Source organism: Pseudomonas sp. 210_17 TE3656, assembly GCF_054821965.1.
Genome location: NZ_JBTRBC010000001.1, coordinates 2701877 through 2726521, shown reverse-complemented (window position 1 = coordinate 2726521; position 24645 = coordinate 2701877). Strand labels below are relative to the sequence as shown.

28 protein-coding genes are annotated in these 24645 nt (G+C 60.8%); 13 read left to right on the top strand and 15 right to left on the bottom strand.

All coding sequences use genetic code 11. The features are described 5' to 3' along the window. Positions 1-218 precede the first annotated feature (218 nt). Complete coding sequence (locus tag ACVI9W_RS12790) at positions 219-866, top strand: hypothetical protein (protein WP_461530185.1); 648 nt, start codon at positions 219-221, stop codon at positions 864-866. A 79-nt stretch (positions 867-945) separates the two neighbouring features. On the opposite strand, the gene ACVI9W_RS12785 is transcribed toward ACVI9W_RS12790, so the two are convergent. From ACVI9W_RS12785 to prlC, 5 genes are all read right to left on the bottom strand, one after another. Further along, on the bottom strand, positions 946-1665 hold the full coding sequence (locus tag ACVI9W_RS12785; protein WP_461530184.1) for a carbonic anhydrase: 720 nt from the start codon (positions 1663-1665) through the stop codon (positions 946-948). A 244-nt stretch (positions 1666-1909) separates the two neighbouring features. Beyond that, positions 1910-2971 (bottom strand): PA0069 family radical SAM protein, encoded by a 1062-nt coding sequence (locus ACVI9W_RS12780; protein WP_461530183.1) that lies wholly within the window; start codon positions 2969-2971, stop codon positions 1910-1912. A gap of 73 nt (positions 2972-3044) precedes the next feature. Continuing rightward, on the bottom strand, positions 3045-5027 hold the full coding sequence (locus ACVI9W_RS12775; protein WP_461530182.1) for a M3 family metallopeptidase: 1983 nt from the start codon (positions 5025-5027) through the stop codon (positions 3045-3047). A 118-nt stretch (positions 5028-5145) separates the two neighbouring features. After that, positions 5146-5424, bottom strand: coding sequence for a YheV family putative zinc ribbon protein (locus tag ACVI9W_RS12770; protein WP_107024359.1), 279 nt, complete (start codon positions 5422-5424; stop codon positions 5146-5148). Then, entirely contained in the window at positions 5421-7499 is a 2079-nt protein-coding gene (prlC, locus tag ACVI9W_RS12765) for an oligopeptidase A (RefSeq protein WP_461530181.1), read from the bottom strand. Before prlC ends, ACVI9W_RS12770 begins: the two co-directional genes overlap by 4 nt. Positions 7500-7563: 64 nt before the next feature. Between prlC and ACVI9W_RS12760 the strand changes: the two genes are divergently transcribed. Both ACVI9W_RS12760 and ACVI9W_RS12755 read left to right on the top strand, forming a co-directional pair. Continuing rightward, complete coding sequence (locus ACVI9W_RS12760; protein WP_038605193.1) at positions 7564-8112, top strand: gamma carbonic anhydrase family protein; 549 nt, start codon at positions 7564-7566, stop codon at positions 8110-8112. 29 nt (positions 8113-8141) lie between these two features. After that, complete coding sequence (locus ACVI9W_RS12755) at positions 8142-8792, top strand: HAD family hydrolase (RefSeq protein ID WP_038605189.1); 651 nt, start codon at positions 8142-8144, stop codon at positions 8790-8792. Between the two features lie 5 nt (positions 8793-8797). Here ACVI9W_RS12755 and ACVI9W_RS12750 read toward each other — a convergent pair whose 3' ends face one another. Then, positions 8798-9928: an aminopeptidase gene (locus tag ACVI9W_RS12750; protein WP_461530180.1), complete on the bottom strand. Its 1131-nt coding sequence runs from the start codon at positions 9926-9928 to the stop codon at positions 8798-8800. A 67-nt stretch (positions 9929-9995) separates the two neighbouring features. Here ACVI9W_RS12750 and ACVI9W_RS12745 point away from each other — a divergent pair, with 67 nt between their 5' ends. Together ACVI9W_RS12745 and ACVI9W_RS12740 are read left to right on the top strand one after the other, a co-directional pair. Further along, positions 9996-10415 (top strand): PA0061/PA0062 family lipoprotein, encoded by a 420-nt coding sequence (locus ACVI9W_RS12745; protein WP_461530179.1) that lies wholly within the window; start codon positions 9996-9998, stop codon positions 10413-10415. 54 nt (positions 10416-10469) lie between these two features. Then, a complete protein-coding gene (locus ACVI9W_RS12740; protein ID WP_038605184.1) occupies positions 10470-10883 on the top strand; it encodes a PA0061/PA0062 family lipoprotein in 414 nt (137 codons plus the stop codon). A gap of 3 nt (positions 10884-10886) precedes the next feature. Here the strand turns inward: ACVI9W_RS12740 and ACVI9W_RS12735 are convergent, their stop codons facing one another. After that, complete coding sequence (locus ACVI9W_RS12735) at positions 10887-11120, bottom strand: DUF1161 domain-containing protein (RefSeq protein ID WP_038605181.1); 234 nt, start codon at positions 11118-11120, stop codon at positions 10887-10889. A 203-nt stretch (positions 11121-11323) separates the two neighbouring features. Between ACVI9W_RS12735 and ACVI9W_RS12730 the strand changes: the two genes are divergently transcribed. Beyond that, positions 11324-12328: an LLM class flavin-dependent oxidoreductase gene (locus tag ACVI9W_RS12730; RefSeq protein ID WP_461530178.1), complete on the top strand. Its 1005-nt coding sequence runs from the start codon at positions 11324-11326 to the stop codon at positions 12326-12328. Positions 12329-12398: 70 nt separating this feature from the next. Here ACVI9W_RS12730 and ACVI9W_RS12725 read toward each other — a convergent pair whose 3' ends face one another. Together ACVI9W_RS12725 and ACVI9W_RS12720 are read right to left on the bottom strand one after the other, a co-directional pair. Continuing rightward, positions 12399-12623 (bottom strand): DUF1161 domain-containing protein, encoded by a 225-nt coding sequence (locus tag ACVI9W_RS12725; RefSeq protein ID WP_461530177.1) that lies wholly within the window; start codon positions 12621-12623, stop codon positions 12399-12401. 106 nt (positions 12624-12729) lie between these two features. Then, complete coding sequence (locus ACVI9W_RS12720) at positions 12730-12945, bottom strand: dodecin (protein ID WP_461530176.1); 216 nt, start codon at positions 12943-12945, stop codon at positions 12730-12732. A gap of 153 nt (positions 12946-13098) precedes the next feature. Here ACVI9W_RS12720 and ACVI9W_RS12715 point away from each other — a divergent pair, with 153 nt between their 5' ends. Next, entirely contained in the window at positions 13099-13425 is a 327-nt protein-coding gene (locus ACVI9W_RS12715; protein ID WP_038605170.1) for an ElaB/YgaM/YqjD family protein, read from the top strand. Here ACVI9W_RS12715 and ACVI9W_RS12710 read toward each other — a convergent pair. Beyond that, complete coding sequence (locus tag ACVI9W_RS12710; RefSeq protein WP_461530175.1) at positions 13422-14318, bottom strand: LysR family transcriptional regulator; 897 nt, start codon at positions 14316-14318, stop codon at positions 13422-13424. The two genes, ACVI9W_RS12715 and ACVI9W_RS12710, sit on opposite strands and share 4 nt — an antisense overlap. A gap of 109 nt (positions 14319-14427) precedes the next feature. Here ACVI9W_RS12710 and trpB point away from each other — a divergent pair, with 109 nt between their 5' ends. Next, positions 14428-15645, top strand: a complete 1218-nt coding sequence (gene trpB / locus ACVI9W_RS12705; protein WP_038605164.1) for a tryptophan synthase subunit beta — start codon at positions 14428-14430, stop codon at positions 15643-15645. Next, complete coding sequence (gene trpA / locus ACVI9W_RS12700) at positions 15642-16454, top strand: tryptophan synthase subunit alpha (protein ID WP_342623786.1); 813 nt, start codon at positions 15642-15644, stop codon at positions 16452-16454. Before trpB ends, trpA begins: the two co-directional genes overlap by 4 nt. A gap of 99 nt (positions 16455-16553) precedes the next feature. Here the strand turns inward: trpA and ACVI9W_RS12695 are convergent, their stop codons facing one another. Next, on the bottom strand, positions 16554-16883 hold the full coding sequence (locus ACVI9W_RS12695) for a DOPA 4,5-dioxygenase family protein (RefSeq protein ID WP_038605161.1): 330 nt from the start codon (positions 16881-16883) through the stop codon (positions 16554-16556). A 76-nt stretch (positions 16884-16959) separates the two neighbouring features. On the opposite strand from ACVI9W_RS12695, the gene ACVI9W_RS12690 reads away from it, so the two are divergent. Continuing rightward, positions 16960-17577, top strand: coding sequence for an NAD(P)-dependent oxidoreductase (locus ACVI9W_RS12690; RefSeq protein WP_461530174.1), 618 nt, complete (start codon positions 16960-16962; stop codon positions 17575-17577). A 79-nt stretch (positions 17578-17656) separates the two neighbouring features. Then, positions 17657-19228, top strand: a complete 1572-nt coding sequence (locus tag ACVI9W_RS12685) for a SulP family inorganic anion transporter (protein WP_461530173.1) — start codon at positions 17657-17659, stop codon at positions 19226-19228. On the opposite strand, the gene aroE is transcribed toward ACVI9W_RS12685, so the two are convergent. Next, positions 19225-20049 (bottom strand): shikimate dehydrogenase, encoded by an 825-nt coding sequence (gene aroE, locus ACVI9W_RS12680; RefSeq protein WP_461530172.1) that lies wholly within the window; start codon positions 20047-20049, stop codon positions 19225-19227. The two genes, ACVI9W_RS12685 and aroE, sit on opposite strands and share 4 nt — an antisense overlap. A gap of 55 nt (positions 20050-20104) precedes the next feature. Continuing rightward, positions 20105-21031, bottom strand: a complete 927-nt coding sequence (gene hemF, locus ACVI9W_RS12675; protein WP_461530171.1) for an oxygen-dependent coproporphyrinogen oxidase — start codon at positions 21029-21031, stop codon at positions 20105-20107. A gap of 130 nt (positions 21032-21161) precedes the next feature. On the opposite strand from hemF, the gene ACVI9W_RS12670 reads away from it, so the two are divergent. After that, the gene (locus ACVI9W_RS12670) at positions 21162-22139 is read left to right on the top strand and encodes an NADPH:quinone reductase (protein ID WP_461530170.1); all 978 of its coding nucleotides are present in this window, start codon (positions 21162-21164) and stop codon (positions 22137-22139) included. A 59-nt stretch (positions 22140-22198) separates the two neighbouring features. Here ACVI9W_RS12670 and ACVI9W_RS12665 read toward each other — a convergent pair whose 3' ends face one another. Next, a complete protein-coding gene (locus ACVI9W_RS12665; RefSeq protein WP_038605138.1) occupies positions 22199-22756 on the bottom strand; it encodes an L-threonylcarbamoyladenylate synthase type 1 TsaC in 558 nt (185 codons plus the stop codon). 37 nt (positions 22757-22793) lie between these two features. Next, positions 22794-23900 carry a DNA-processing protein DprA gene (gene dprA, locus ACVI9W_RS12660; RefSeq protein WP_461530169.1) on the bottom strand — a complete coding sequence of 369 codons (1107 nt, stop codon included), beginning with the start codon at positions 23898-23900 and terminating at the stop codon, positions 22794-22796. 219 nt (positions 23901-24119) lie between these two features. Here dprA and def point away from each other — a divergent pair, with 219 nt between their 5' ends. Beyond that, the gene (gene def / locus ACVI9W_RS12655; RefSeq protein WP_038605133.1) at positions 24120-24626 is read left to right on the top strand and encodes a peptide deformylase; all 507 of its coding nucleotides are present in this window, start codon (positions 24120-24122) and stop codon (positions 24624-24626) included. The last annotated feature ends 19 nt before the right edge of the window (positions 24627-24645 follow it).

Sequence of the window (24645 nt, the reverse complement as noted above, 5' to 3'; positions counted from 1 at the left end):
CGACCTTGACCACGCAATGCGATAACGGAATTCAAACCGGTGCAGTTGAACGTTTGCGCGTCAGGCCGCGGTTTATCTGGGGTGAAAGCACAATGATGGCATTTCGATATAATCACTGACTATAAGCGGTCCCGGTTTATGCCAAATACGTCTTAGCGGTTTGCAGAACCGAGCTACCTTATGTCTTCCGTTTGTCACGCCTTTACCCTGGAGTTGTCATGAACATCGCCGCTTTGCGCGAGCAGATCACCCGTGCCCATCAACATGAGACCGAAACCGGCCAACTGAAAGAACAACTGATCAAACAACTGCCGCACCTGCATCCTTCGATCCAGCTACCGGAAAGCGACGCCCATGGCGCCTTGGCGCGCTTCGTCAGCGCCTACATTGAACAGGTTCCGGAAATGCTCGAGGCCGCCAATGCAGTGGCCCGCGAAGCCGGTATCGAATCGCAGATCAAGCCGGTGCTGAAAATCGCTGAACAGTATTTCCTGCAACCGCCAGCCATCACCAATACCCATCTGGGCCTGGGATGCCTGCTGGACGAAGCCTACCTGGCACATCGCCTGGTGGAAGAAGTCAACGACCTGTACATCAAGCACTTCCAGCAACCGCTGATCCCGCTGGACACCACCGTGGCCAACCTGATCGCCCACCAACTGATCGGCGAAGCATTCGCCAACCAGCTGGATGAAGTGGTGCACCACTCTGTGGATGAAATGCTCAATGAAGAGAGCTTTGCCCTGGAGTCGGTCGAGCAATACCGCGACAAACTCAGCAGCCCGGACACAGGCGCTGCGTGGAAGCGCTGGCCGTGCCTGTCGCGGCAACTGGGTGTGGGTCTGGAGCTGGATCAGTCGGCTTGAGGTTCAAGGCAGCCGATGACCAGGCCGCACCAGACAGGTGCGGCCGTCAATCAGCGTGTTGCGAAGGTCTCAGGGACGCTTAGTAGCGTCCTCTCGGGGTTGCGCAGGGGATCGGCTGGCCTGCGGCCAGAGGCAGGAAACTGTCACTGGCAGCGTCGTAGGCTTCGATCTGGCTGGTTTCGATGTCATAGATCCAGCCATGGATGTAGAGCTGGCCGGCCGCCAGGCGCGAGGCTACCGAAGGGTGAGTGCGCAGGTGGTGCAACTGGGCAATGACGTTTTCCTTGGTCAGTACCTGCATGCTTTCATGCTCGCTGCCGCAGGAGCAGTTGTCCTCGACCACTGTACGGGCGACTTCGGCATGGCGCAGCCAGGCCTTGACCGTCGGCATCTTCTCAAGGCTCTGTGGATTGAGTACCGCGCGCATGGCACCGCAATCGGAGTGACCGCAAATGATGATGTGGTGTACGCCAAGGGCCAGGACTGCATATTCGATCGCAGTGGACACGCCACCGTTCATCTGCCCGTAGGGTGGTACGACGTTGCCCACGTTACGGGTAACGAACAGGTCGCCGGGGGAGCTCTGGGTAATCAACTCGGGCACGATGCGCGAGTCGGCACAGGTGATGAACATCGCACGAGGCGTCTGTGCGGTGGCGAGCTTCTTGAACAGCTCCTGCTGTTCAGGGAAGACGTCGTGGTGAAACCGCAGAAAGCCGTCGACGATATGCTTCAGGGCGGCATCGGCGCTCTCGGCGGGTACTTCCGGAACGGGCTTGGATGGGTCCTTGACGGGCATGCTTCATCCTCTTTGACGTTTTAGGTTAAGTCCATTTTACCGGGTTGATGATTCAAACAGCGCATGACATTTGGATGTATGACGCGCACCAACAATCACATCCGTTGTTGGCTGAATTCCTACGCTACTCGGCGAAACCAAACCAAAACCGAATTGCTAGCCTCTAGGACGGGCATTACAGCGATTCAAAGCGTTGTCTGGGCAATATCAAAAAAACATCAATGGCCAACCCTCAGTATTGAAATCAGAGCAGTGACATCTGCCTGCCAGGCGGACAAAAGGCCATGCAATCAAGAGAGTAGCCTTCGCGCTGGTTCAACCCGAGTCGACGAATCGCGTTGCGAAAGCGCTGCGCCAGCAACTCGGCAAATACCCCTTCGCCGCGCATGCGCGCACCAAAGCGACTGTCGTACAACTCGCCGCCACGACTCTGACGTATCAGGCTCAGGACATGGTTGGCCCGTTGCGGGTAATGATCCTGCAACCACTGCTCAAACAATGGTGCGACCTCCAGCGGCAGCCGCAACATCATGTAGGCAGCACTGAGCGCACCATTGGCCTTGGCGGCTTCCAGCAGATGCTCGAGCTCACTGTCGTTGATCATCGGGATCATCGGCGAACACAACACCCCCACTGGAACGCCTGCCTCGCTGAGTACGCGAATTGCCCGCAACCGAGCCTTGGGCGCTGCGGCGCGCGGCTCCAGGGTGCGTTTGAGCTCGTCATCGAGTGTGGTGAGGCTGATCATCACGGCCACCAGACGCTGCTGCGCCAGCTCGGCGAGCAGGTCCAGGTCACGCAGGACCAGCGAGCCTTTGGTGACGATGGTGACCGGGTGACGATAGCGCAGCAGTACTTCGAGCAGGCGTCGGGTCAGCTTCTGCTCGCGCTCGATGGGCTGGTAAGGATCGGTGTTGGAACCCAGGTTGATCGGCGCGCAGACATAGCCTGGCTTGCTCAGTTGCTGCTCCAGCACCTCGGCGGCGTTGGTCTTGGCGATCAGCCTGGTTTCGAAGTCCAGCCCGGGGGACAGGTCCCAATAGGCATGACTGGGACGCGCATAACAGTAAATGCAGCCGTGCTCACAACCACGATAGGGATTGATCGAGCGGTCGAAGGGCAGGTCGGGAGAATTGTTGCGGGTGATGATGGTCTTGGCGGTTTCGTTTCGTACCTCGGTACCTTGGGTCAGCGGTACTTCCTGGTACCAGCCGTCATCCTCGACCACCAAACGATGAGGGGCGAAGCGGTTGTCGGGGTTGCTGGTGGTGCCACGCCCCCGTAGCGGTCCTTGAGGAGTGAACATCAGTAGAAACCCCGAATACTGTTTTTATGTACAGTACTCGGAGTGAATTCAAGTTTCCAGTACCGCTGAGCTGTCAGTCGGCGCTGACGATTGATTGCGCACGGTCAATGAACGCCTGGATGGATGCCGACATTGATCGCGACGCCCCCGGCGCCAGCAGTTCACGCCGCATGGCCTGCCCCAGGCGCGAGTCGAAAACGTCCTGGTCCTTGAACCAGGCAAACACATCAGTGGCGTGCTCTTCAGCCCACAGGTAGCAGTAAAAGCCCGCTTCATACCCTGTAACCATGTAGTCAAAGCCGTTGGCAAAACGATCATTGCTTGCCAGCGGCAACACCTGAGTGCGGGCATAGACATCCGCAACCACTTGCTCGATGCTGCGATCATTGCCGTAACTACGATGCAGCTCAAAATCGAGCAGCGCCTTCTTCAGACCGTCGACCTTGTCCAGACCCCGCTGCGTGTTTCTTGCTTCCAGCCAGCGCTGCACTTCAGCCAGAGCAGCGCGCTCGCCGCCGGTTCGGTGCGTGGATACAGATTGCAGGCTCTGAGCTGACCAGCACCATTGTTCCAGGAGCTTGCCGGCGAACTCCGAGAAGTCATGGCCCAACTCATTAATGCTGTTCAAGCGCCTGTGGGCATTGGTCATCAGTACCTGATGCAGGCAGTGATGAAATTCATGGAACAGTTTGCACAGGTCCTTGTGTCCTAACTGCAGCCCCCTTGGCTCGTAGTAACCGAACAAGGCTGCGACAGGTCGCGTCAAGGTGCCATCGGCATCAACATGTCGATGGCGAATGGCAAGTGACCACGGCCAGGCCGGCTTGCCTGGACGGATAAAAGCGTCGAGGTAGATATGACCCAAGACATCGCCAGCTTCGACAACTTGCAGCACCTGTACTTTGGCGTCCCAGACTTCGGCGTCAACTTTCTTAATTGATATGCCATACAACTGCTCGACCAAGCCAACCAGCCCGCTTAGGGCCGTTTCGAACGAAAAGTATTCGCGCAAGGCTTGGTCCGGGTCGCTCCCCTCATGCTGACGCATCTTCTGCGCATAAAACTCATAGTCCCAAGGCTGCAGATCATCGCAGCCCTGTTCCCTGGCAAAGGAACGCAGCTGAGCGGCCTCACGCTCAAGTCGCGGCCGTTCACGCGCTATCAGCGTGTTCAAGAACGTTTCGACTTCAGCTGTCGATTGCGCAGCCTTGGTTTGCAGACTCAATTCGACAAAATTCTCGAAGCCCAAAAGCTGCGCCTTTTCGTGGCGTAACCGTAGCAATGCCTGCAACACCGGACCATTGTCGTGCTGGGATTGCCCGACAGCCTGATCGGAAGCACGCGTCACATAAGCCAGATATATCTCTTTGCGCAGGTCGCGGCTTTCGGCATATCGCAGGACGGTTTCGAAGACCGGCTCATCAAGTGTCAACAACCAGCCACTGAGCGCGCGGGTTTGCGCTTTGTGTTGCATGTCCGCCAGGTCCGCAGCGGGTATGCCTGCCAATGCTTCGACGTCGGTTATGTGCTTGCTCAAGTGATCTTTCGCGGCGCGAAGCTTCTCCTGAAACTCCCATTCAAGGCCGGCAATAGCTGTTTCCTGAGTAGTAAATTGCTGGCGACCAGAGCGATCAATATTCGCCCCCTCGAGACGAAAATCTCGAAGGATGCGCGTGAGTACTGCCACCTGTTCATCGCTGAGGTCAGCAGGATCTAGTCGTTGATATGCGCTGAACAGCGCCTGATTCTGATGCTTGTCTGTGCGATAGGCTCTGCGCTCAGCATCGCACTCACCGACCGCAAAACCCCACTCATCGCTGGTAAATGCCAATGGCACCAAGGGGAAAAAAGTGTCTTCCAGGCGTTTATCGAGCGCCTCAACGGCCAGCACCAGACCGTTCCAGCTTGGGTTGTCGGCCTCACGCTCGATAATTAGCGTCAACGCGCTGCGGTTGTCTTCGACAATTTGCTGTATTGCGGGCTGAAGGTCCTCTACTTGTACGCTTGCGTAGGGGAACAGGTCGAAAGGCTGTAGCAGGGGGTTGGAACGGGTCATGACTCACTCCTTGAATGGATGGCAGGACCCGCAACCTACCGCCAGGGAGTGTACAAACTCGTCTATTTAACTACCGCAGATCGGCGCCCCGATGTGATATCGGGGCGCCGCGACAGCCTTAGTCGGCCGGCTTTTTCAGCTTGGGATTAGGGAAGAACTGCACCGTTTGCACCTTGGCCTCGGCCGGTTTGACCTCGACCTTGTTGACCCGGGTACCCAGCTCTTTGGGCACCGACAATCCCTGTTCATTGAGGGTGTCGGAGAACCCGCACGCCACGCACTCACGATGCGGAACGCTGTCTTCGCTCCACATCATCAGCTTGTCCGGCTCGCTGCACGCCGGGCAGACCGCCCCGGCGATGAAGCGTTTCTTGGTTATCACAGGCCCATCACTCATGCCGCTGCTTCCTCACTCAAGCCACTGTGGCGCAAGAGTGCATCGATTGAAGGCTCACGGCCACGGAAGTCGACGAACAGCAGCATTGGCTCCTGGGAACCGCCACGGGCCAGGATCGCTTCACGGAACGCGCGGCCGGTTTCAGCGTTGAGCACGCCTTCTTCCTCGAAGCGCGAGAAGGCATCGGCCGAGAGCACTTCAGCCCACTTGTAGCTGTAGTAACCCGCGGCATAACCGCCGGCGAAGATATGCGCAAAGCTGTTGGGGAAGCGGTTGTACGCCGGTGGACGCATGACCGAAACCTCGTCGCGAACGCCTTCGAGCACCTGCAGTACGCTGCGGCCGTCGCCATGGCTGGCATGCAGTTCGAAGTCGAACAGCGAGAACTCCAGTTGGCGGACCATCATCAGCCCGGACTGGAAGTTCTTCGCCGCCAGCATCTTCTCCAGCAGGTCCTGGGGCAGGGCTGCGCCGGTTTCGTAATGACCGGAGATCAACGCCAGGCCTTCCGGCTCCCAGCACCAGTTTTCCATGAACTGGCTTGGCAGCTCGACCGCATCCCAGGCCACGCCGTTGATCCCGGAGACCCCGGCATGATCGATGCGGGTCAACAGGTGATGCAGGCCATGACCGAACTCGTGGAACAGGGTGGTGACTTCGTCGTGAGTCAGCAGCGCCGGCTTGCCGGGTGCTGCCGGGGTAAAGTTGCACACCAGGTTGGCCACCGGGCTCTGCAGCACGCCGGCTTCGGTACGGCGACGATCACGGGCACCGTCCATCCAGGCACCGCCGCGCTTGTTGGCGCGGGCGTAAAGGTCGAAGAAGAAACGCCCGACGTGTTGGCCGTGTTCCTTGATCTCGAACAGGCGCACGTCTGGATGCCAGGTATCGAAACCCTTGAGCTCGGCGATCTCGATGCCGTACAGGCGCTGGACGATGGCGAACAGGCCGGAAAGCACCTTGTCGATAGGGAAGTAGGCGCGCAATGTTTCCTGAGAAACGCTGTAGCGTTGCTCACGGAGTTTTTCGCCGTAGAAACCGCTGTCCCAGCTCTGCAGGTCCGGGCAACCCTGCTCGGCGGCATAGGCCTTGAGCTGGGCCAGGTCCTGGGCGGCGAACGGTTTGCTGCGCTTGGCCAGGTCACGCAGGAAGCTCAGCACCTGATCGCTGGACTCGGCCATTTTGGTGGCCAGGCTCAACTCGGCAAAGTTGGCATAACCGAGCAGCTCGGCCAGTTCCTGACGCAGGTCGAGGATCTCGTGCATTACCGGGCCGTTGTCGAACTGACCGGCATTCGGGCCCTGGTCGGAGGCTCGGGTGCAGTAGGCAGCGTAGATCTCTTCGCGCAGGGCGCGGTCTTCGGCGTAGGTCATCACCGCGTAGTAGCTGGGGAATTCCAGGCTGATCAGCCAGCCGTCGAGGCCCTTGGCCTGGGCGGCGGCAGCCATCTGTGCCTTGGCCGAATCGGTCAGCCCGGCCAGCGCCGCTTCGTCGGTAACGTGCTTGGTCCAGGCCTGGGTGGCGTCGAGCAATTGGTTGGAGAAACGGCTGCCCAGCTCGCTGAGCTTGCTCTGCACTTGCGCGTAACGCTGCTGCTGATCGGCCGGCAGGTCGATACCCGACAGGCGGAAGTCACGCAGGGCGTGTTCGAGAATAGTCTTTTGCGCGACATCGAAGCCCGCCGCTTCAGGGCTGGCGATCAGCGCTTCGTAAGCCTGGAACAGCTCACGGTTCTGGCCAAGTTCGGTGGCATACGCGCTCAATGCCGGCAGGCAGGCCTCGTAGGCTTCACGCAACTCGGCGCTGTTGCACACCGCGTTGAGGTGGCTGACCGGGCTCCAGGCAGCGCCCAGGCGGTCGTTGAGTTCGTCCATGGCCAGCACCAGGCCGGCCCAGCTTGGCTGCTGGACCTGGCTTTTGAGGATTTCGGCAATGGCGGTACGGTTGTCGGCCAGGATCTGTTCAATCGCCGGCTGCACATGCTCGGCACGGATCGCCGAGAAGGGCGGCAAGTCATAAGACTGCAGTAACGGGTTGTTCGCACTCACGGTTAAACACCTTGGCAGAAGAAACATGGGACCATCTTAATTACAATCGACGCCGACCGCAGCCCTATCAATACCAAAGAGAACCCCTATCATGGCCACCCGCAGCTTCCAGAACCATTCACCCCGCTTGGGCGAGCGCGCATTCGTCGACCGCAGCGCCGTGGTCCTGGGGGATGTCGAGATTGGCGCCGACAGCTCGGTATGGCCATTGACGGTGATCCGCGGCGATATGCACCGCATCCGCATCGGTGCGCGCACCAGCGTGCAGGATGGCAGCGTGCTGCACATTACCCACGCCGGGCCGTTCAACCCGGACGGTTTCCCGCTGTTGATCGGCGATGAAGTAACCATTGGTCACAAAGTCATGCTGCACGGCTGCACCCTGGGCAACCGGATCCTGGTCGGCATGGGCAGTACCATCATGGACGGCGCGGTGGTCGAAGACGAGGTGATCATCGGTGCAGGTAGCCTGGTTCCACCTGGCAAGCGCCTGGAAAGTGGCTTTCTGTATGTCGGCAGCCCGGTGAAACAGGCCCGTGCCCTGACCGAAAAAGAACGCGCGTTCTTTCCGTACAGCGCCAGCAACTACGTGAAACTCAAAGACCAGCACCTTGCCGAAGGCTACCACTTGCCTGAGTGAACGTGCCTACAGCCCTTATCGAGACAGTCATGCACCAGCAAAACATCCTCTTCGACCTCGACGGTACCCTGACCGACCCGCGCCTGGGCATTACCCGCTCGATCCAGTACGCCCTGGCCAAACTCGGCATCGATGAGCCGGACCTGGCACGCCTGGAGCACTTCATCGGCCCGCCCTTGCTGCAGGCGTTCATGCAGTTTTATGGCTTCGACGAAGCCAAGGCCTGGGACGCGGTGAACTTCTACCGTGAGCGCTTCAAGATCACCGGGTTGTACGAGAACCAGGTGTTCGATGGCGTCCAGCCATTGCTTGAAGCCTTGAACGGGCAGGGCAGGACGCTGTACATCGCCACCTCCAAACCCTGGGAGTTCGCCCGCGAGATCGCCCGGCATTTCCAGTTCGATCATCACTTCAAGGTGATCTACGGCAGCGAGCTCGACGGCACCCGTACCAACAAGGTCGAACTCATCGCCCATCTACTGGCGGAAGAAGCGCTGGACCCGGCCCAGACGCTGATGATCGGCGACCGCAAACATGACCTGATCGGGGCCCGCAGCAATGGCCTTGAGGCGGTGGCGGTGGGTTATGGGTTTGGCAGCCATGAGGAGCTGACGGCAGAGCAGCCGGCTTATCACTTTGCGACCTTGAGTGAGTTGCATCAGGCTTTTCTGCGGGCTTGAGGGCCTTATCGCGGGGCAAGCCCGCTCCTACCGACGCTGTGGGAGCGGGCTTGCCCCGCGATGCTTTTCAAGGCCTGATGCCGCTGTTCAAGCGGCAGCCTGCCCAAGGTTTCGACCCGCTCATAAAACACCTCCCAATCCCCACCCACCTGGGTAAACAATCCCGCAAATGCCGGCACCCACTGGTCATACAAACCAAATGGCAGCAGCTTGGCATTGTTCATCGGTGCATTGATCCAGGCGTCATAACGCCCTTTGCCTCCCCACTGACTATCGCGCAGCGTCCGGTAATCACGGCGCAAGCGTTCGAATTCGGCCTGTTTGCCCGCGCGCTTGCCTGACTCGCTCAGCGGTGCTGCATACAGTGTCTTGAGCCGCTCCCGGCTGGCCAGCACCAACGCCACGAACTGGTCACGCTGCTGACTATCGTCCTGGGTCTGCGCCGGTAGGCCACGAGCAGCACGCCACTGGCGAGCGCCTTGCTGCTCGACGAAGGTGGCAAAGGACTCATTGAACGCGGTGTCGTCCTGCACATACAGACGCTGATGCGCCAGTTCATGGAAGATAACGCTGGCCAATCGCTCGTCACCCCACCCAAGCATGGAGCTGAGGATCGGGTCATCGAACCAGCCCAGGGTCGAGTAGGCTTCCACCCCCCCGACATAGACATCCAGCCCCTGCTGTTTCTGCAACGCCGCGGCCCCGCGGGCAGCACCCTGGCTGTAGTAACCGCGATAGGCGACGCAACCGGCAATCGGGAAGCAATGGGTCTGAGGTTCGAGCGAAAACTCCGGGGTGGCGAACACATTCCACACCACGAACGGGCGGCCAATGTCGGCATACACCCGATAGCTGCGGTTATCCGGCAGCTTCAGTTGTGCGCTGGCAAAAGCCCGTGCCTGTTCGGCCTGAAGCAGATGCTGGCGCAGTTTTGCCGGGGTGGCTGGGTCCGCAACCAGCTCGGCCACCGGTTGACGGGCCTGCAACAGCTGCAACTGTCCACTGGCCAGTTGCCCGTAGTAACTGATGCTGGAACAACCGTTGAGCAGCCCGAACGCCAACAAGGGAACCAAGTAGCGAAAAAAATGGTCGAGTGCCCCATGACTTGAGCGCAATAAAAGAAATAGTCGAAGCATCCGCGTCCCGTTATCCGCTCAAGAGCTCATCAGCTTCAAGACTATCCTGCCCGGCTGGAGTTTTGCCATGCGTACACTGCTTGTCATCAGTGCTCTTCTGCTTCTGTCCGGCTGTGCCGGGTTGTTGATGCCTCATCGCGATCCCAACCAGGCCTGGATCGACCTTGCCCCCGGCCCGGACGATACCCTCCATGCCGTGGAGGTGGACGACCAGGCCTGGGCCGACAAACGCTATTTCGAAGTGTCGCCGGGCAGCCACGAGCTGACCGTGCGCTACCTGTTTCCGGTAACGCCGAGCAATATCGGCCCGGTCAGTGAACCGCTGTGGCGCGATTGCCAGCTGAATGTAAAATTCAAGGATTTCAGTGCCGGGCAACGCTATCAGCTCGAAGCCGGCAGCATCGGCTTTCGGCCATGGGCCAAGCTGTATGACGAGCAGCGCAATCTGGTCAGTAAAGGGTTACCGGCGGGCTGCCAGCGCACCTGATAGCGCGAATGGCGCTATGCTTGTGCTTTAGTAGGTTGCAAGCGGGAGTTTGCCATGCGCCAGCCAATGATGCTGATTGCCCTCAGTACCCTGGGGGCTTGCGCCAACCCCTTGCCGCCTGTTGATAGCAAACAGGCCTGGGTCGACCTCTACACCATGACGCCCGGCAAGTTGCTGATGGCCGACCGCCTGGATGGTGAGCGCCTCAACGACGGGCGCTTCTTCCAGGTCACACCGGGCAAGCACGAGTTGACCGTACGCTTCGATTTCGAGGTGTATTCCGGGGGCTTCTCGATGAATCCGGTAGAGCGCACCTGTTACCTGAAAGTGCGCTACGACCACTTTGAAGCCGGCCAGCGCTATCGTCTCGAAGCGCGGGCGCCAGCCATGCAACCCAGCGCCTATCTCTACGACGCGCAGCGCAAGGTCGTCGCCGAAGAAGCCAACGACAAATTCTGCATTCCCTGACGCCTAGCGATCATTCTTCTGGTAGATGATCTTCTTGGTGCCACCCTCACAGCTGCCAACGACCATATTCTGGTCGTGAACATCCTCGTTCTTGACGATTTCCAGGGTATAGGAGCTCACGTTATTGGCCTGGATCTTCGCTTCGATCTCGGCCTTGAGCTCTTCGCAATTCTTTGGCGCAGCCAGCGCAGAAGTCGCCAGCAGCGAAGCCAGCACAGCGATTGCAACACGGATCATGGGACAGCTCCTTGTGACGGCAGCGAGTGTGCCGACACCTATTTGACCACAAGCGGGTTCCCCGGTTCTTCCTCTTGCCCTTTCGCCAGCAAGTTCAGGTCGATTGCATCCCAGGCATTGAATCCTCAGGAAGTGCCCATACAGAGTTAAAAAGGCCATCGCGCAATGCCGGCCAACTGACTGCCGAGGAGGCTTAACTGCCCATGAAGCGACTTGCAGACATCAAATTTTCCACCCTCGACCTGGTCCCGGTGCGTGCTGACGGCAGCCCGGCGCAGTCCCTGCGCAACTCGCTGGACCTGGCGCAGCACGTGGAAAAATTCGGCTACAACCGCTTCTGGGTCGCCGAGCACCACAACATGGACGGCATCGCCAGCTCGGCCACCGCTGTGCTGCTCAGTTACCTGGCCGGTGGCACTTCGACCATCCGCGTCGGTGCCGGTGGCGTCATGCTGCCCAACCATGCACCGCTGGTGATTGCCGAACAGTTTGGCACCCTGGAAAGCCTCTATCCCGGTCGTATTGACCTGGGCCTGGGGCGTGCGCCGGGTTCTGACCAGATGACCGCTCGTGCCCTGCGTCGTGAACGCTCCGGCAGCGCTGACGATTTTCCTGACGATGTTGAAGAACTGGTGCGCTACCTGGGGCCACGGACTGCGGATCAGAAAGTCATCGCCGTGCCCGGCTACGGCACCAACGTGCCGATCTGGCTGCTCGGTTCCAGCCTGTTCAGTGCCCAACTGGCCGGCATGCGCGGCCTGCCCTATGCCTTTGCCTCGCACTTCGCCCCACGCTACATGCACGAAGCTATCCGTATCTACCGTAACCATTTCCAGCCTTCGGCAGTGCTCGACAAACCGTATGTGATGCTAGGAGTGCCACTGGTTGCGGCCGACACCGATGAGCAGGCCAATTACCTGGCGACCTCGGTTTATCAGCGAATTCTTGCCCTGATGCGCGGCCAGAGCCTGGTACAGCGGCCTCCGGTGGAAAGCATGGACGGCCAGTGGCTGCCCCATGAACGCGAGGCGGTGGGCGATTTCCTGGGACTGGCGATGGTTGGCGGACCACAAAAGATCCGCGCCAAACTTGATGTCTTGCTGGAGCAAACCCAGGCAGATGAGCTGATCTTCACCTGCGACCTGTATGAGCATGCGGACCGGATTCGATCCTATGAGTTGCTGGCGCAGGTGATGCGCGGAAATTGAAGGATTTATCGCGGGGCAAGCCCGCTCCCACTGTTCAACCTGTGAGAGCGGGCTTGCCCCGCGATTGGTATCAGCCACGCTTGTAAACGATTTCCTTGGTGCCGCCTTCGCAGGTCCCGACGACCTTGCCGCCAGCGGCTGCACCCTTGTCAACGATCTCCAACGAGTAGCCGCTGACGCCCTTGGCATCAAGTTTGGCTGCTATTTCGCCCTTCAATTCTTCGCACGGTTTGCCCGCGGCGAGGGCAGTGCCCGCCAGCGCCATCAAACCCAGTGCCACTACCAACTTCTTCATCGATCGCTTTCCTTGTTCAGATCAAAGTGGAGGAGGGCGCCGGAACCCGTCCGGGCGCCTCAGGACTGTGTAACTCAATTGACCCGCACAAGCCAGTGTCATGCCTTCAGCTGTTGACGATACGGAATCCCACCTTGAGCGATACCTGAAAGTGCGCCGCCTTGTTGTCCTTGATGTGCCCGCGGGTGTCGACCACTTCGAACCACTCAAGGTGCTTGATGCTTTTGCCCGCTTCGGCCAGGGCATTGTTGATCGCCTCTTCGATGCTGTTGGGTGACGAGCCGACGAGTTCGATTTTCTTGTAAGTGTGGTGATCCGACATGAGCAGTCTCCGTTTCGAAGGTGAACTTTGAGCCTAGCAGCGCCCGCCTGATTTACCTGCAAGAGGTCAATACCCGGGAATTCGGACGGCACTTTCTCGCCACGGCGAAGTCGGAACCAGAACAGCTCACTCACACCTCGAAGGAGAGCCACCATGGCCAACCATTCGCTGCGTAAAGCGTCGCTGCAAAGTATGGAAGCGGAGATCGAAAGCCTGCTCAAGTCGCTGGAAAGCCTCAAGGACGACGCCTCGGATGAGTCGCGCAAGACCCTCAAGACGCTCAAGGGCAACGCCGAGAATGCATTGCGTCATTCGCGCAGCCTGCTCAGCGATGCCTATGAAGAGGTGAAAACCAAGACCCGCCAGACCGGCCTGGCCACCCGCGACTACGCCCAGGAACACCCCTGGACCACCGCTGGCGTAGCCATTGGTGCCCTTGGCCTACTCGCCGCCTACCTGATGTGCAGGCGCGATAACTAATCGCTCTGGCGCGCCAGCTCCGCGCGTAACCATCCGGCCAGTTGCTCGGCGCGCCCATCCGCGGCGCGTCGCGGCACCCACAACGCCAAGGCGGCCTGCGTCTGGCAAAAGCCCCAGGGTGCAGCCAGACGCCCGGCACGCAAGTCATCGGCCACCAACGGCTGCGGCGCGATTGCCACACCCAGGCCGGCGACAGCCGCTTCCAGCAAGTAATACAGATGCTCGAAATCCTGGCCGTAGCGCAGCGCCTCAGGGTTGATACCCTGTTGCTGCGCCCAGCTTGGCCAGGCCTGTGGACGTGAGGTGGTCTGCAGCAGGGTCTCTTCCAGCAAAGCCTCAGCTGGCGCTTGCTGCAGACGGGCGAAGCCTGTGAAGTGCGGGCTGAGCACCGGACCGATGCACTCCTGGGCCAGCACATGCACCTGCATATCGGCCGGCCAGGGCGGCTCGGCGAACACCAGCAGGGCATCAAGGCCGGGACGACGCGGGTCGAGGTCGCCTTCACCAGCGGACAAATGCAGACGCAATTCCGGCAAGTCCGCCTTCAGACGGCCCAATCGTGGAATGAACCAGCGTGCCAGCAAACTGCCGGAGCAACCGAGCACAAACGGCGCGTCGGCACTGCTCTGGCTCAACTCGGCACACACACTGCGCAAGCGCTCGAAGGCATCGGAGCTGGCATCGCGCAACCGCAAGCCGGCATCTGTGAGTTTAATGCCACGCCCGTCCTTGACGAACAGGCTGACCCCCAGATGCTCTTCAAGCACCTTCAATTGCCGGCTGACGGCGCCATGGGTAACGTGCAGTTGCTCGGCAGCCTGGCTGACGCTGTTGAGCCGGGCAGTGGCTTCGAAAGCCCGAAGGGCATTGAGGGGAGGCAGGTCCTGGCGCATAACGTGTGAGTTTTCCTGACATGTTCAAGCAATCTTATCGGTTTTCAGCCGCGCCTGTCGTGGTTACAGTAAAGCCATTCCCAGTCTTCACTACGCCCTGGAGCGACCCATGACCCAGACCAACTTCCGCGCCGGCCCCGATGCCAATGGCCTGTTTGGCGCATTCGGCGGCCGCTACGTGGCTGAAACCCTGATGCCGCTGGTGCTCGACCTTGCCCGCGAGTACGAAGCTGCCAAAGCCGATCCTGAGTTCCTTGAGCAACTGGCCTACTTCCAGCGCGACTACATCGGCCGTCCCAATCCGCTGTACTTCGCCGAACGCCTGACCGAACACTGTGGCGGTGCAAAGATCTTCTTCAAACGTGAAGAGCTCAACCACACCGGCGCGCACAAGGTGAACAACTGCATCGGCCAGGTGCTGCTGGCCAAGCGCATGGGCAAAAAGCGCCTGATCGCCGAAACCGGCGCCGGCATGCACGGCGTCGCCACCGCCACCGTGGCCGCACGCTTCGGCCTGCCTTGCGTGATCTACATGGGCGCTACCGACATCGAGCGCCAGCAGGCCAACGTGTTCCGCATGAAGCTGCTCGGTGCCGAGATCGTCCCGGTGACCTCCGGTACCGGCACGCTCAAGGACGCCATGAACGAGGCCCTGCGCGACTGGGTCACCAACGTCGAAGACACCTTCTATCTGATCGGCACCGTTGCCGGTCCACACCCGTATCCGGCGATGGTTCGCGACTTCCAGTCGATCATCGGCAAGGAAACCCGCGCCCAGTTGCAAGAGAAAGAAGGCCGCCTGCCCGACAGCCTGATCGCCTGCGTTGGCGGCGGGTCCAATGCCATGGGCCTGTTCCATGACTTCCTCGACGACACCAGTGTGCAGATCATCGGCGTCGAAGCCGGTGGCCACGGCGTCGACACCGACAAGCACGCCGCCAGCCTCACCGGTGGTGTTCCGGGCGTTCTGCATGGCAACCGCACCTACCTGCTGCAGGATGCCGACGGCCAGATCACCGATGCCCACTCGATTTCCGCCGGCCTGGACTACCCAGGTATCGGCCCTGAACACGCCTACCTGCATGAAGTGAAACGCGTCGAATACGTCAGCATCAACGACGAAGAAGCCTTGGCTGCGTTCCACACCACCTGCCGCCTGGAAGGCATCATTCCGGCCCTGGAGACCTCCCACGCGCTGGCCGAAGCGATCAAACGCGCCCCGACCCTGCCCAAGGATCACCTGATGGTGGTGTGCCTGTCCGGGCGTGGCGACAAAGACATGCAAACCGTGATGAGCCATATGGCTGCCCAGGAGAAACAGGCATGAGCCGGATCGAACAACGCTTCGCCGAACTGAAGGCCGAAGGCCGTTCCGCACTGGTCACCTTCATTACCGCCGGCGACCCTGGCTACGATGCCTCGCTGGCGATCCTCAAAGGCCTGCCGGCTGCTGGCGCCGACGTCATCGAGCTGGGCATGCCGTTCACCGATCCGATGGCCGACGGCGTGTCCATCCAGTTGGCGACCTTGCGTGCCCTGGAGGCTGGCCAGACCCTGGCGAAAACCTTGCAGATGGTTCGCGAGTTCCGCGTCGACAACCAGACCACGCCGATCGTGCTGATGGGCTACTACAACCCGATCCACCGCTTTGGCGCCGAAGCCTTTGTCGCCCAGGCCAAGGAAGTGGGGGTCGACGGTCTGATCATCGTCGACCTGCCGCCTGAGCATGACGCTGAGCTGGCTACCCCGGCCCAGGCATCCGGTATCGATTTCATCCGCCTGACCACCCCGACCACCGACGACGTGCGCCTGCCGCGCGTGCTGGAACGCAGCTCCGGCTTCGTCTACTACGTCTCGGTAGCGGGTGTCACCGGTGCGGGTTCGGCCACTACCGAACAGGTCAGCAGCGCCATCGAACGTCTGCGCCGGCATACCGACCTGCCGATCAGCGTCGGTTTCGGTATCCGTACCCCAGAGCAGGCGGCAGCCATCGCCAAACTGGCCGATGGTGTGGTGGTCGGCTCGGCGCTGGTCGACAAGATTGCCCAAGCCAAGTCAGCTGATCAGGCCGTGGGTGATGTGCTGGAGCTGTGTTCGGCGCTGGCCCAGGGTGTGCGGGGCGCGCGCAAGGCTTGATTCTGGAGCGGTGGGAGCGGGCTTGCCCCGCGATTGCGGTTTGTCAGTCAGACCACATCGCGGGGCAAGCCCGCTCCCACCGACAGTTGCTCCCACCAGCTATTCAAAGATCGACAGATCAAGCGGCCGCACCGCTCCCATCCAGATTCCATGATCGCGATGATCCGCCAGATCATCTCCGGTCAGCGGATGCAGGAATACCACCAGCCCATGGCGATACAGCGCCAGCCAGGGCAACACCACCCCGACCACTTCCGGTCCGAACGCCAGTTGGCAGCTCCAGTCTGGATGCGGCCCGACCGGTTTCTGATGCATTCGCCCCATGCTCACCCCAAACAGCTTGGCAGCCTCTTCACATAGCTGCCGTGCTTGTTCCATGGTGCTGGCGTCATAATAGACATGGGCGTGATACCCCTTGATCCTTTGCACGAAAACTCCTGAATCACAAGAACCCCCAAGGTATCCCGGGGTCAAATGATCACCCGCCTGAAAAGGGAGTGACCTGGTGAAAAATGCCGAAACCCCAGTGTTCAAACTGATCCTGGTCGGTGGTTTGAGCAGCCTGGGCAGCGCCCTGATGGCCGAATTACTCAAGCGCCAGCATGAAGTGATCGCCGTGGTTGACGACTTGAACACCCTGGCGCCACGCCCGGGGCTGCACTTCAAGATAGGCGGGCTGAACAGCGTTGATCAAGCGGAGCAAAGCGTAGCCGGTGGCTCGGCGGTGGTCTGCCTGCTGGCGGCGCTGGCTCCCGACGATTTCGTCGCACAGCTGCATATGAGCCAGGCACTGGTTGCCGGCATGTCTCGCACAACTATACGCCGCCTGTTACTGGTCGGCGATTTCAGCGTGCTCGACCATAGCGAAGGTCACAGCGAGCAACAACGGGCCTGTGCCGATCAAATCGTCGACCTGTTGCAACGCAGCCCGCTGCACTGGACCTTGATCAACACTCCGCAGCAAGTCGCCGGGCTGGGCATCGAGCATTTCCACCAGACCCACGGCACCCTGGAGCCGGGCCTTCGCGAACCGTTGCAACAGCTGGCCAGGGTAGCTGCCGCCATGGTCGATGCCCTGGAGTTGAAACTGCACTACGGTGAGCATGTGAACTTCGTGTTCTAACGCACCTGCTCTTTACGGCTTGCACCCAGGCGCCGGACATCGCACCCTGAACAGCTTCCATTCGTGATAGAGCATGTCCATGGCCTGGCCAGATCGCCAACGTCTGCTGCCGTTTCTCAGCTGGCTGCCCCGGCAAACCCGCGCCAGTGTGCGGCGCGATCTGCTGGTTGGGCTGAGCGGGGCGATCCTTGCATTGCCGCAATCAATCGCCTACGCATTAATCGCCGGCCTGCCTGCCGAATATGGCTTGTATGCAGCGATTGTCCCGGTGCTGATTGCCTGCCTCTGGGGTTCGTCCTGGCACCTGATCTGCGGGCCGACGGCGGCGATTTCCATTGTGCTCTATGCCAGCGTCAGCCCCCTGGCTGTCAGCGGCAGTGACGACTACATCACCCTGATCCTGTTGCTTACGTTCCTGGCCGGAGTGTTTCAGTGGTTGCTGGGAATGCTGCGTTTCGGCGCACTGGTCAATTTTGTCTCTCATTCGGTGGTGCTGGGCTTTACCCTCGGCGCCGCAGTGGTTATCGCCCTGGGACAACTGCCAAGCCTGTTGGGGCTGGATCTGCCCAGCCAGGCCACCGCACTGAAGACCCTGGAAAGCCTGCTGGAACACGCAGGAGAAGTAGACTGGCCTTCGCTGGTGCTGGGTCTGGGTACGTTGCTGCTGGGCGTTGCGCTGAAGCTGCTGCGCCCGCGCTGGCCCGGCCTGTTGATAACCCTGACAATTGCCAGTCTGCTGGTCTGGTTGCTGCCTGGAGTATTCGCCCATGTGCAACTGGTACCGGGATTCGCCGGCCAGTTGCCGCCCCTGAGCCCATTGCCGCTGCTCGACTTCGAACTGATCCTGCGCTTACTGCCCAGCGCCGTGGCGGTGGGCATGCTGGGACTGGTCACCAGCCTGTCGATAGCCCGGTCGCTATCGTCGCGTTCAGAGCAGTTGATCGACGCCAACCAGGAAATCCGCGCTCAAGGCCTGTCGAACATGGTCGGCAGCCTGTGCTCCGGTTACCTGTCGTCAGGTTCCTTCACCCGCTCCGGGCTGAGCTATGACGCCGGTGCCCGCTCACCCTTGGCCGGGGTGTTCTCGGCGCTCTGGGTCGCGCTGTTCGCCGTGGCCGGCGCCAGCTTGATTGCACATATCCCGATCCCGGCGATGGCCGCCAGCATCCTGTTGATCTGCTGGGGCCTGATCGATCATCGGGCGATGCGCGCGCTGTTTCGGGTCAGCCGTTCGGAGTTTCTGGTCATGGCCCTGACCGCAGCCGCGACCTTGCTGCTGGAGTTGCAGACCGCGATCTACGCCGGGGTGCTGGCCTCGCTGTTTTTCTATCTCAAACGCACCTCACGACCGCGGGTTCAGCACTCGCGTGAAGGCGACACGGATGTGCTGCGTGTGGGCGGCTCGATTTTCTTCGGTGCCAGCCACTACCTGCAGGTGCGTTTGCAACGCTGCCAGGGACCGGATGTGGTAATCGATGCCCGGCAGATCAACTTCATCGACTACTCCGGTGTCGACATGCTCCATCGCGAAGCCCGCCGCCTGCGTCGGGCAGGCGGTAGCCTGACGCTGCATAGGGCGCGTCCACAGGTGATCGAAGAGTTACACAAGCTGGAAGGGGCAGCATTCTGCCCGATCCGCTTCGAGGGTTAACCGCGAGCCAGCTGGCGGCGCAGTTCGTCCAGTACCGGAGCGGTATCCGGACGCACGCCACGCCAGATGAAGAACGCTTCAGCAGCCTGCTCGGCGAGCATGCCCAAGCCGTCCAGCACCTTCGCCGCCTTGTGTTCGCTGGCCCAGCGGCAGAAGGGCGTCGGCTCTTTGCCGTACATCATGTCGTAGCACACGGTTTTACCCGGCTCGATCAAGCTGGCGGAGATCGGCGGCAATTCACCGGCAAGGCTGGCGGAGGTGGCGTTGATGATCAGGTCCACCGGCTCTTGCAGCCAGCTGAAACCACTGGCAGCCACCGGGCCCAGGTCGGCGAATTCGCGCGCCAGCTGTTCGGCTTTTTCCACGGTGCGGTTGGCAATCACCAGCGAAGCCGGGTTATGCGCCAGCAACGGTTCCAGCACGCCGCGCACAGCACCACCGGCGCCGAGCAGGAGAATGCGCTTGCCTGCCAGTTGCACACCGGCATTCACCGTCAGGTCACGTACCAGCCCGGCGCCGTCGGTATTGTCGCCCTGCAGTGTGCCGTCGGCCAGCTTGCTCAGGGTATTCACCGCACCAGCGCGCTGAGCCCGGGGCGTCAGGCTATCGACCAGGCGATAGGCTTCTTCCTTGAAAGGCACAGTGACGTTGGCACCCAGCCCCTGCTTGAAGAAGCCCTGGGCACACATGGTGAAATCGTCCAGCGGCGCCAGCAAGGTGCTGTACTCCAGTTGCTGGCCGGTCTGGTCGGCGAACAAGCGGTGGATCAGCGGCGACTTGCTGTGGCCGATCGGGTTGCCGAATACAACGTACTGGTCCATTCACGCGGTTCCTGGGTCAAGGTCGGGCAGGGCCGGAAAAGTTATCCACAACGGCTCAGTGGCTAGCCTTGGTTTCGCCAAGCCAGTCACGGTCCTGGAGGAAATACTCGGTCAGGCGCGCTTCTTCGCTGCCTGGTGCAGCTTTCCAATCGTACCCCCAACGCACTTGCGGTGGCAGCGACATCAGGATCGATTCGGTACGTCCGCCCGATTGCAGACCGAACAGGGTGCCACGGTCGTAGACCAGGTTGAACTCGACATAGCGGCCGCGACGGTATTCCTGGAACTCCCGCTGCTCGGCCGTGTAGGCCATGGCCTTGCGGCGCTGGACAATCGGCAGGTAGGCCTCGATGTAGGCATCGCCGATGGCGCGCATGAACGCGAAGCAGGTGTCGAAGTCCCAATCGTTCAGGTCATCGAAGAACAGGCCGCCAATACCGCGCGGCTCGCCGCGATGCTTGAGGTGGAAATAACGGTCGCACCAGGCCTTGTAACGCGGGTAGACGTCGGCACCAAACGGCGCACAGGCACGTTCGGCCACCTGATGCCAGTGCAGGCAGTCTTCTTCGTTGCCGTAGTAGGGGGTCAGGTCGAAACCGCCGCCGAACCACCAGACCGCTTCTTCGCCTTCCTTCTCGGCGATGAAGAAACGCACATTGGCGTGCGAGGTCGGTACATGCGGGTTATGCGGGTGGATAACCAGCGATACCCCCAGGGCCTCGAAACCACGCCCGGCCAGCTCCGGCCGATGGGCGCTGGCCGAAGGCGGCAGGCCGCTACCGAAGACGTGGGAGAAGTTCACGCCGCCCTTTTCGATGACCTTGCCTTCACCGATCACCCGGGTCCGTCCACCACCGCCGGCTTCACGCGTCCAGGCGTCTTCGACAAAGCGGGCGCCGCCGTCTTCGGTTTCGAGGGCGGCACAAATACGGTCTTGCAAGTCGAGCAGGTAGGCTTTCACGGCCTCGGTGCGGCTAGTCATCAGATCACCTGGAAGCGGGCATGAGCAAATTCGGCGCGTAGCATACCACCGGCGGCTGGCTGGCCGCAGTTGACGGCGATCAAGCAAAGGCGTCCGATAGGGGTTTTCCGAACCCGACAGGAGAGTGCAGATGGCCAAGCGTATCCAGTTCAGCCAGCATGGGGGCCCGGAGGTCCTGCAACTGGTCGATTTCGAACCTGCCGCACCCGGTCCGCAGCAGGTCCGTGTACGCAACCAGGCCATCGGCCTGAACTTTATCGACACGTACTTTCGCAGCGGCCTGTATGCGCCGCCTGCACTGCCTTCGGGGCTGGGCACGGAAGGTGCCGGGATAGTCGAGGCGGTCGGTGCTCAGGTCACCCGGCTCAAGATCGGCGACCGTGTCGCCTATGCCGGGGGCCCGCTGGGTGCCTACAGCGAAGTGCATGTGTTGCCCGAAGCCAATCTGGTCAAACTGCCTGACGCCATCAGCTTCGAACAGGCCGCAGCGGTCATGCTCAAGGGGCTGACCGTGCAATACCTGCTCAAACAGACCTACGCCGTGCAACCGGGCGACACCATTCTGTTCCACGCCGCTGCCGGTGGTGTTGGCTCACTGGCCTGCCAATGGGCCAAGGCCCTGGGTGCCAAATTGATCGGTACCGTGAGTTCGGCGGAAAAAGCCGAGCGCGCCAAAGCGCTGGGGGCCTGGGCGACCATCGACTACAGCCGTGAGGATGTGGCCCAACGCGTGCTGGAACTGACTGACGGCAAAAAGTGCCCGGTGGTCTACGACGGCGTTGGTCAGGACACCTGGCTGACTTCTCTGGATTGCCTGGCGCCGCGCGGTCTGATGGTCAGCTTCGGCAACGCCTCGGGCGCGGTCAGCGGAGTGAATCTGGGCATCCTGGCGCAAAAGGGTTCGCTGTATGTCACCCGGCCGACCCTGGCCAGCTACGCCAACAATGCCGAAAACACCCAGGCGATGGCCGATGACCTGTTCGCGATGATCGCTAGTGGCAAGCTGACGGTGGATATCCAGCAGCGTTATCCGCTGAGCGAGGCGGCCAAGGCGCAGACCGAATTGTCAGCGCGGCGCACGGTTGGGTCGACAGTGTTGTTGCCTTGATTTTTCGCGGGGCAAGCCCGCTCCCACACTGTGGGAGCGGGCTTGCCCCGCGATAAGGCTTACCCCGCCCGAACCACTTCCCCGGTCACCAGGTCACGGATCACACTCGGGTTACGCCGGCCACCCAGTGCACCACCCAGGACCAGATCCAGTTGCCCGCGGAAGTACTGCTCGACGCGCAAGCGTGATTTCGCCGCCGGACGCCCCTGAGGGTTGGCCGAGGTCGAAACCAGCGGCCCGACCAGTGAGCACAGCTCACGTACCACTGGATGGTCGCTGACCCGCAGGGCTACGGTGTCATGAACCCCGGTAATCCACTCCGGCAACATGTTCTGGTGCGGCACCAGCCAGGTGTTCGGACCAGGCCAGGTGCTGCCCATACGGTCGAGCCAGATTTCAGGGAAATCCTCAAACAGGAAGTCGAACTGGCGGATATTGTCGGCAATCAGGATCAACCCCTTGTCGACCGAGCGCGACTTGATCGCCAGCAGGCGATCCACCGCTTCCTCGTTCCAGGGATCACAGCCCAGGCCCCAGACGGCCTCGGTTGGGTAGGCAATCACCGCACCGGCCCGAATTTCACGCGCGGCTTGTTGCACACGCCAACTGCTCACCATTGAACTCACTCCGCATAAAGGCTAACCAGCAGTGTACTTAGGCAGGCCGGGCAAACCAACGTCCAGCTTCATTACAAACCCGTCCAGCCACTTCAAGCTCGGTCAATGCCGCCAGTACCCTGGGCAGCGGCCAACCGCTGCTATTGGCAAGCGCTTCGCTGGTTTGTGGCGCCGCCAGCAGCAAATCTTCAAGCACATGCCGGCTGCCGGCAGCTTCGCCACCCTGCACCGGCGGCAGACGCTGCCATCCCTGCAGAGTCTCGACAATCTGCTCGACGTTTTCCACCAGCAAGGCACCATCGCGAATCAACTGGTGGCAGCCTTTGGACCCCGGATGATGAATCGAACCCGGAATGGCATAGACCTCTCGCCCTTGCTCAGCCGCCAGCCGTGCGGTGATCAGCGAGCCACTGGCCAGGCTCGCCTCGACCACCAGCACTCCCAACGACAGGCCACTGATGATGCGATTGCGCCGGGGAAAGTTACCCGCCACCGGCCCTGCATCGAGAGGAAACTCGGAAACCACGGCACTGCCTTGCTCGATCATCGCCGCAGCCAGCGCCCGATGCCGTTGTGGATAAAATTTCTGCAACCCGGTACCCAGCACCCCGATCGTCTGCCCGCCGACATCCAGGGCAGCCTGATGAGCGGCACCGTCGACCCCCAGGGCCAAGCCGCTGGTAATGACAAATCCACCCCGCGCCAGGTGTCGGGAAAAGGCCCCGGCGGTGTCCAGCGCCGGACGCGATGCGCGGCGACTGCCGATAATCGCCAGCTGCGGTTTCTCCAGCAACGCCGGGTTACCGGCCACGAACAGCAGGGGTGGAGCGCTATCCACTTCAGCCAGTAAAGCGGGGTAGGCGGGGTCGTCCCACATCAGTAAATGCTGGTCGCGCCGCTCTAGCCAGGCTAATGCAGCCGCTGCGCCTTCGCGTACTTCATGGCTGCGGCGGGCCTCGGCGCTCACCCCGGGGAGGCCCAGCGAGCCCCAGGCACTGGCCGGGGCACTGAGCGCAGCCGATGCACTGCCGAACGCCTGCAGGAGCGAGTGAAATCGTTGCGGACCGAGCCCGGGCAAACGATGCAGGCGCAAACGCGCCTCGAGTTCGGCGGGGGAGCACGCCCGGTAAGCTGGATCTGGCATAACGATCATCCTTGATCGAACGAGTTGAATGGACCCTGCACAAGCTGTGGATAACTCTGTTGATAATACTTTGACAACCGGTTGAAAAATGTCCCTTGGTGGCATGCCTGGGGGCTGCCTGAAACCTTAGCTGACCTTTGCCAGGTGCCGAATGCGCCGAATCCCTTTATTATGTGTACTCATGTTTGTAATTCATCGCACAGTGCAGCTCATACGCTTATGGCCATTCTGAACATCCTCGAATTCCCGGACCCGCGTCTTCGCACCATCGCCAAACCGGTGACCGAAGTCGATGACGGCGTTCGCCAGTTGATCGATGACATGTTTGAAACCATGTACGAAGCCCCGGGCATCGGCCTGGCGGCAACCCAGATCAACGTGCACAAGCGCATCGTGGTCATGGACCTGAGCGAAGATCGCAGCGAGCCGCGGGTGTTCATCAACCCTGAGCTCGAGATGCTGACCGACGAAATGGACCAGTACCAGGAAGGCTGCCTGTCGGTACCCGGCTTCTACGAGAACGTCGACCGCCCGGTGCGGGTCAAGGTCAAGGCGCTGGATCGCGATGGCAAGCCCTACGAGCTGATTGCCGAAGGCCTGCTGGCAGTGTGCATCCAGCACGAATGCGATCACCTCAACGGCAAGTTGTTCGTCGATTACCTGTCGACGCTCAAACGTGACCGGATCAAGAAGAAGCTGGAAAAGCAGCATCGCCAGCAAGCTTGATCTCCTCTTTCCAAAGGCT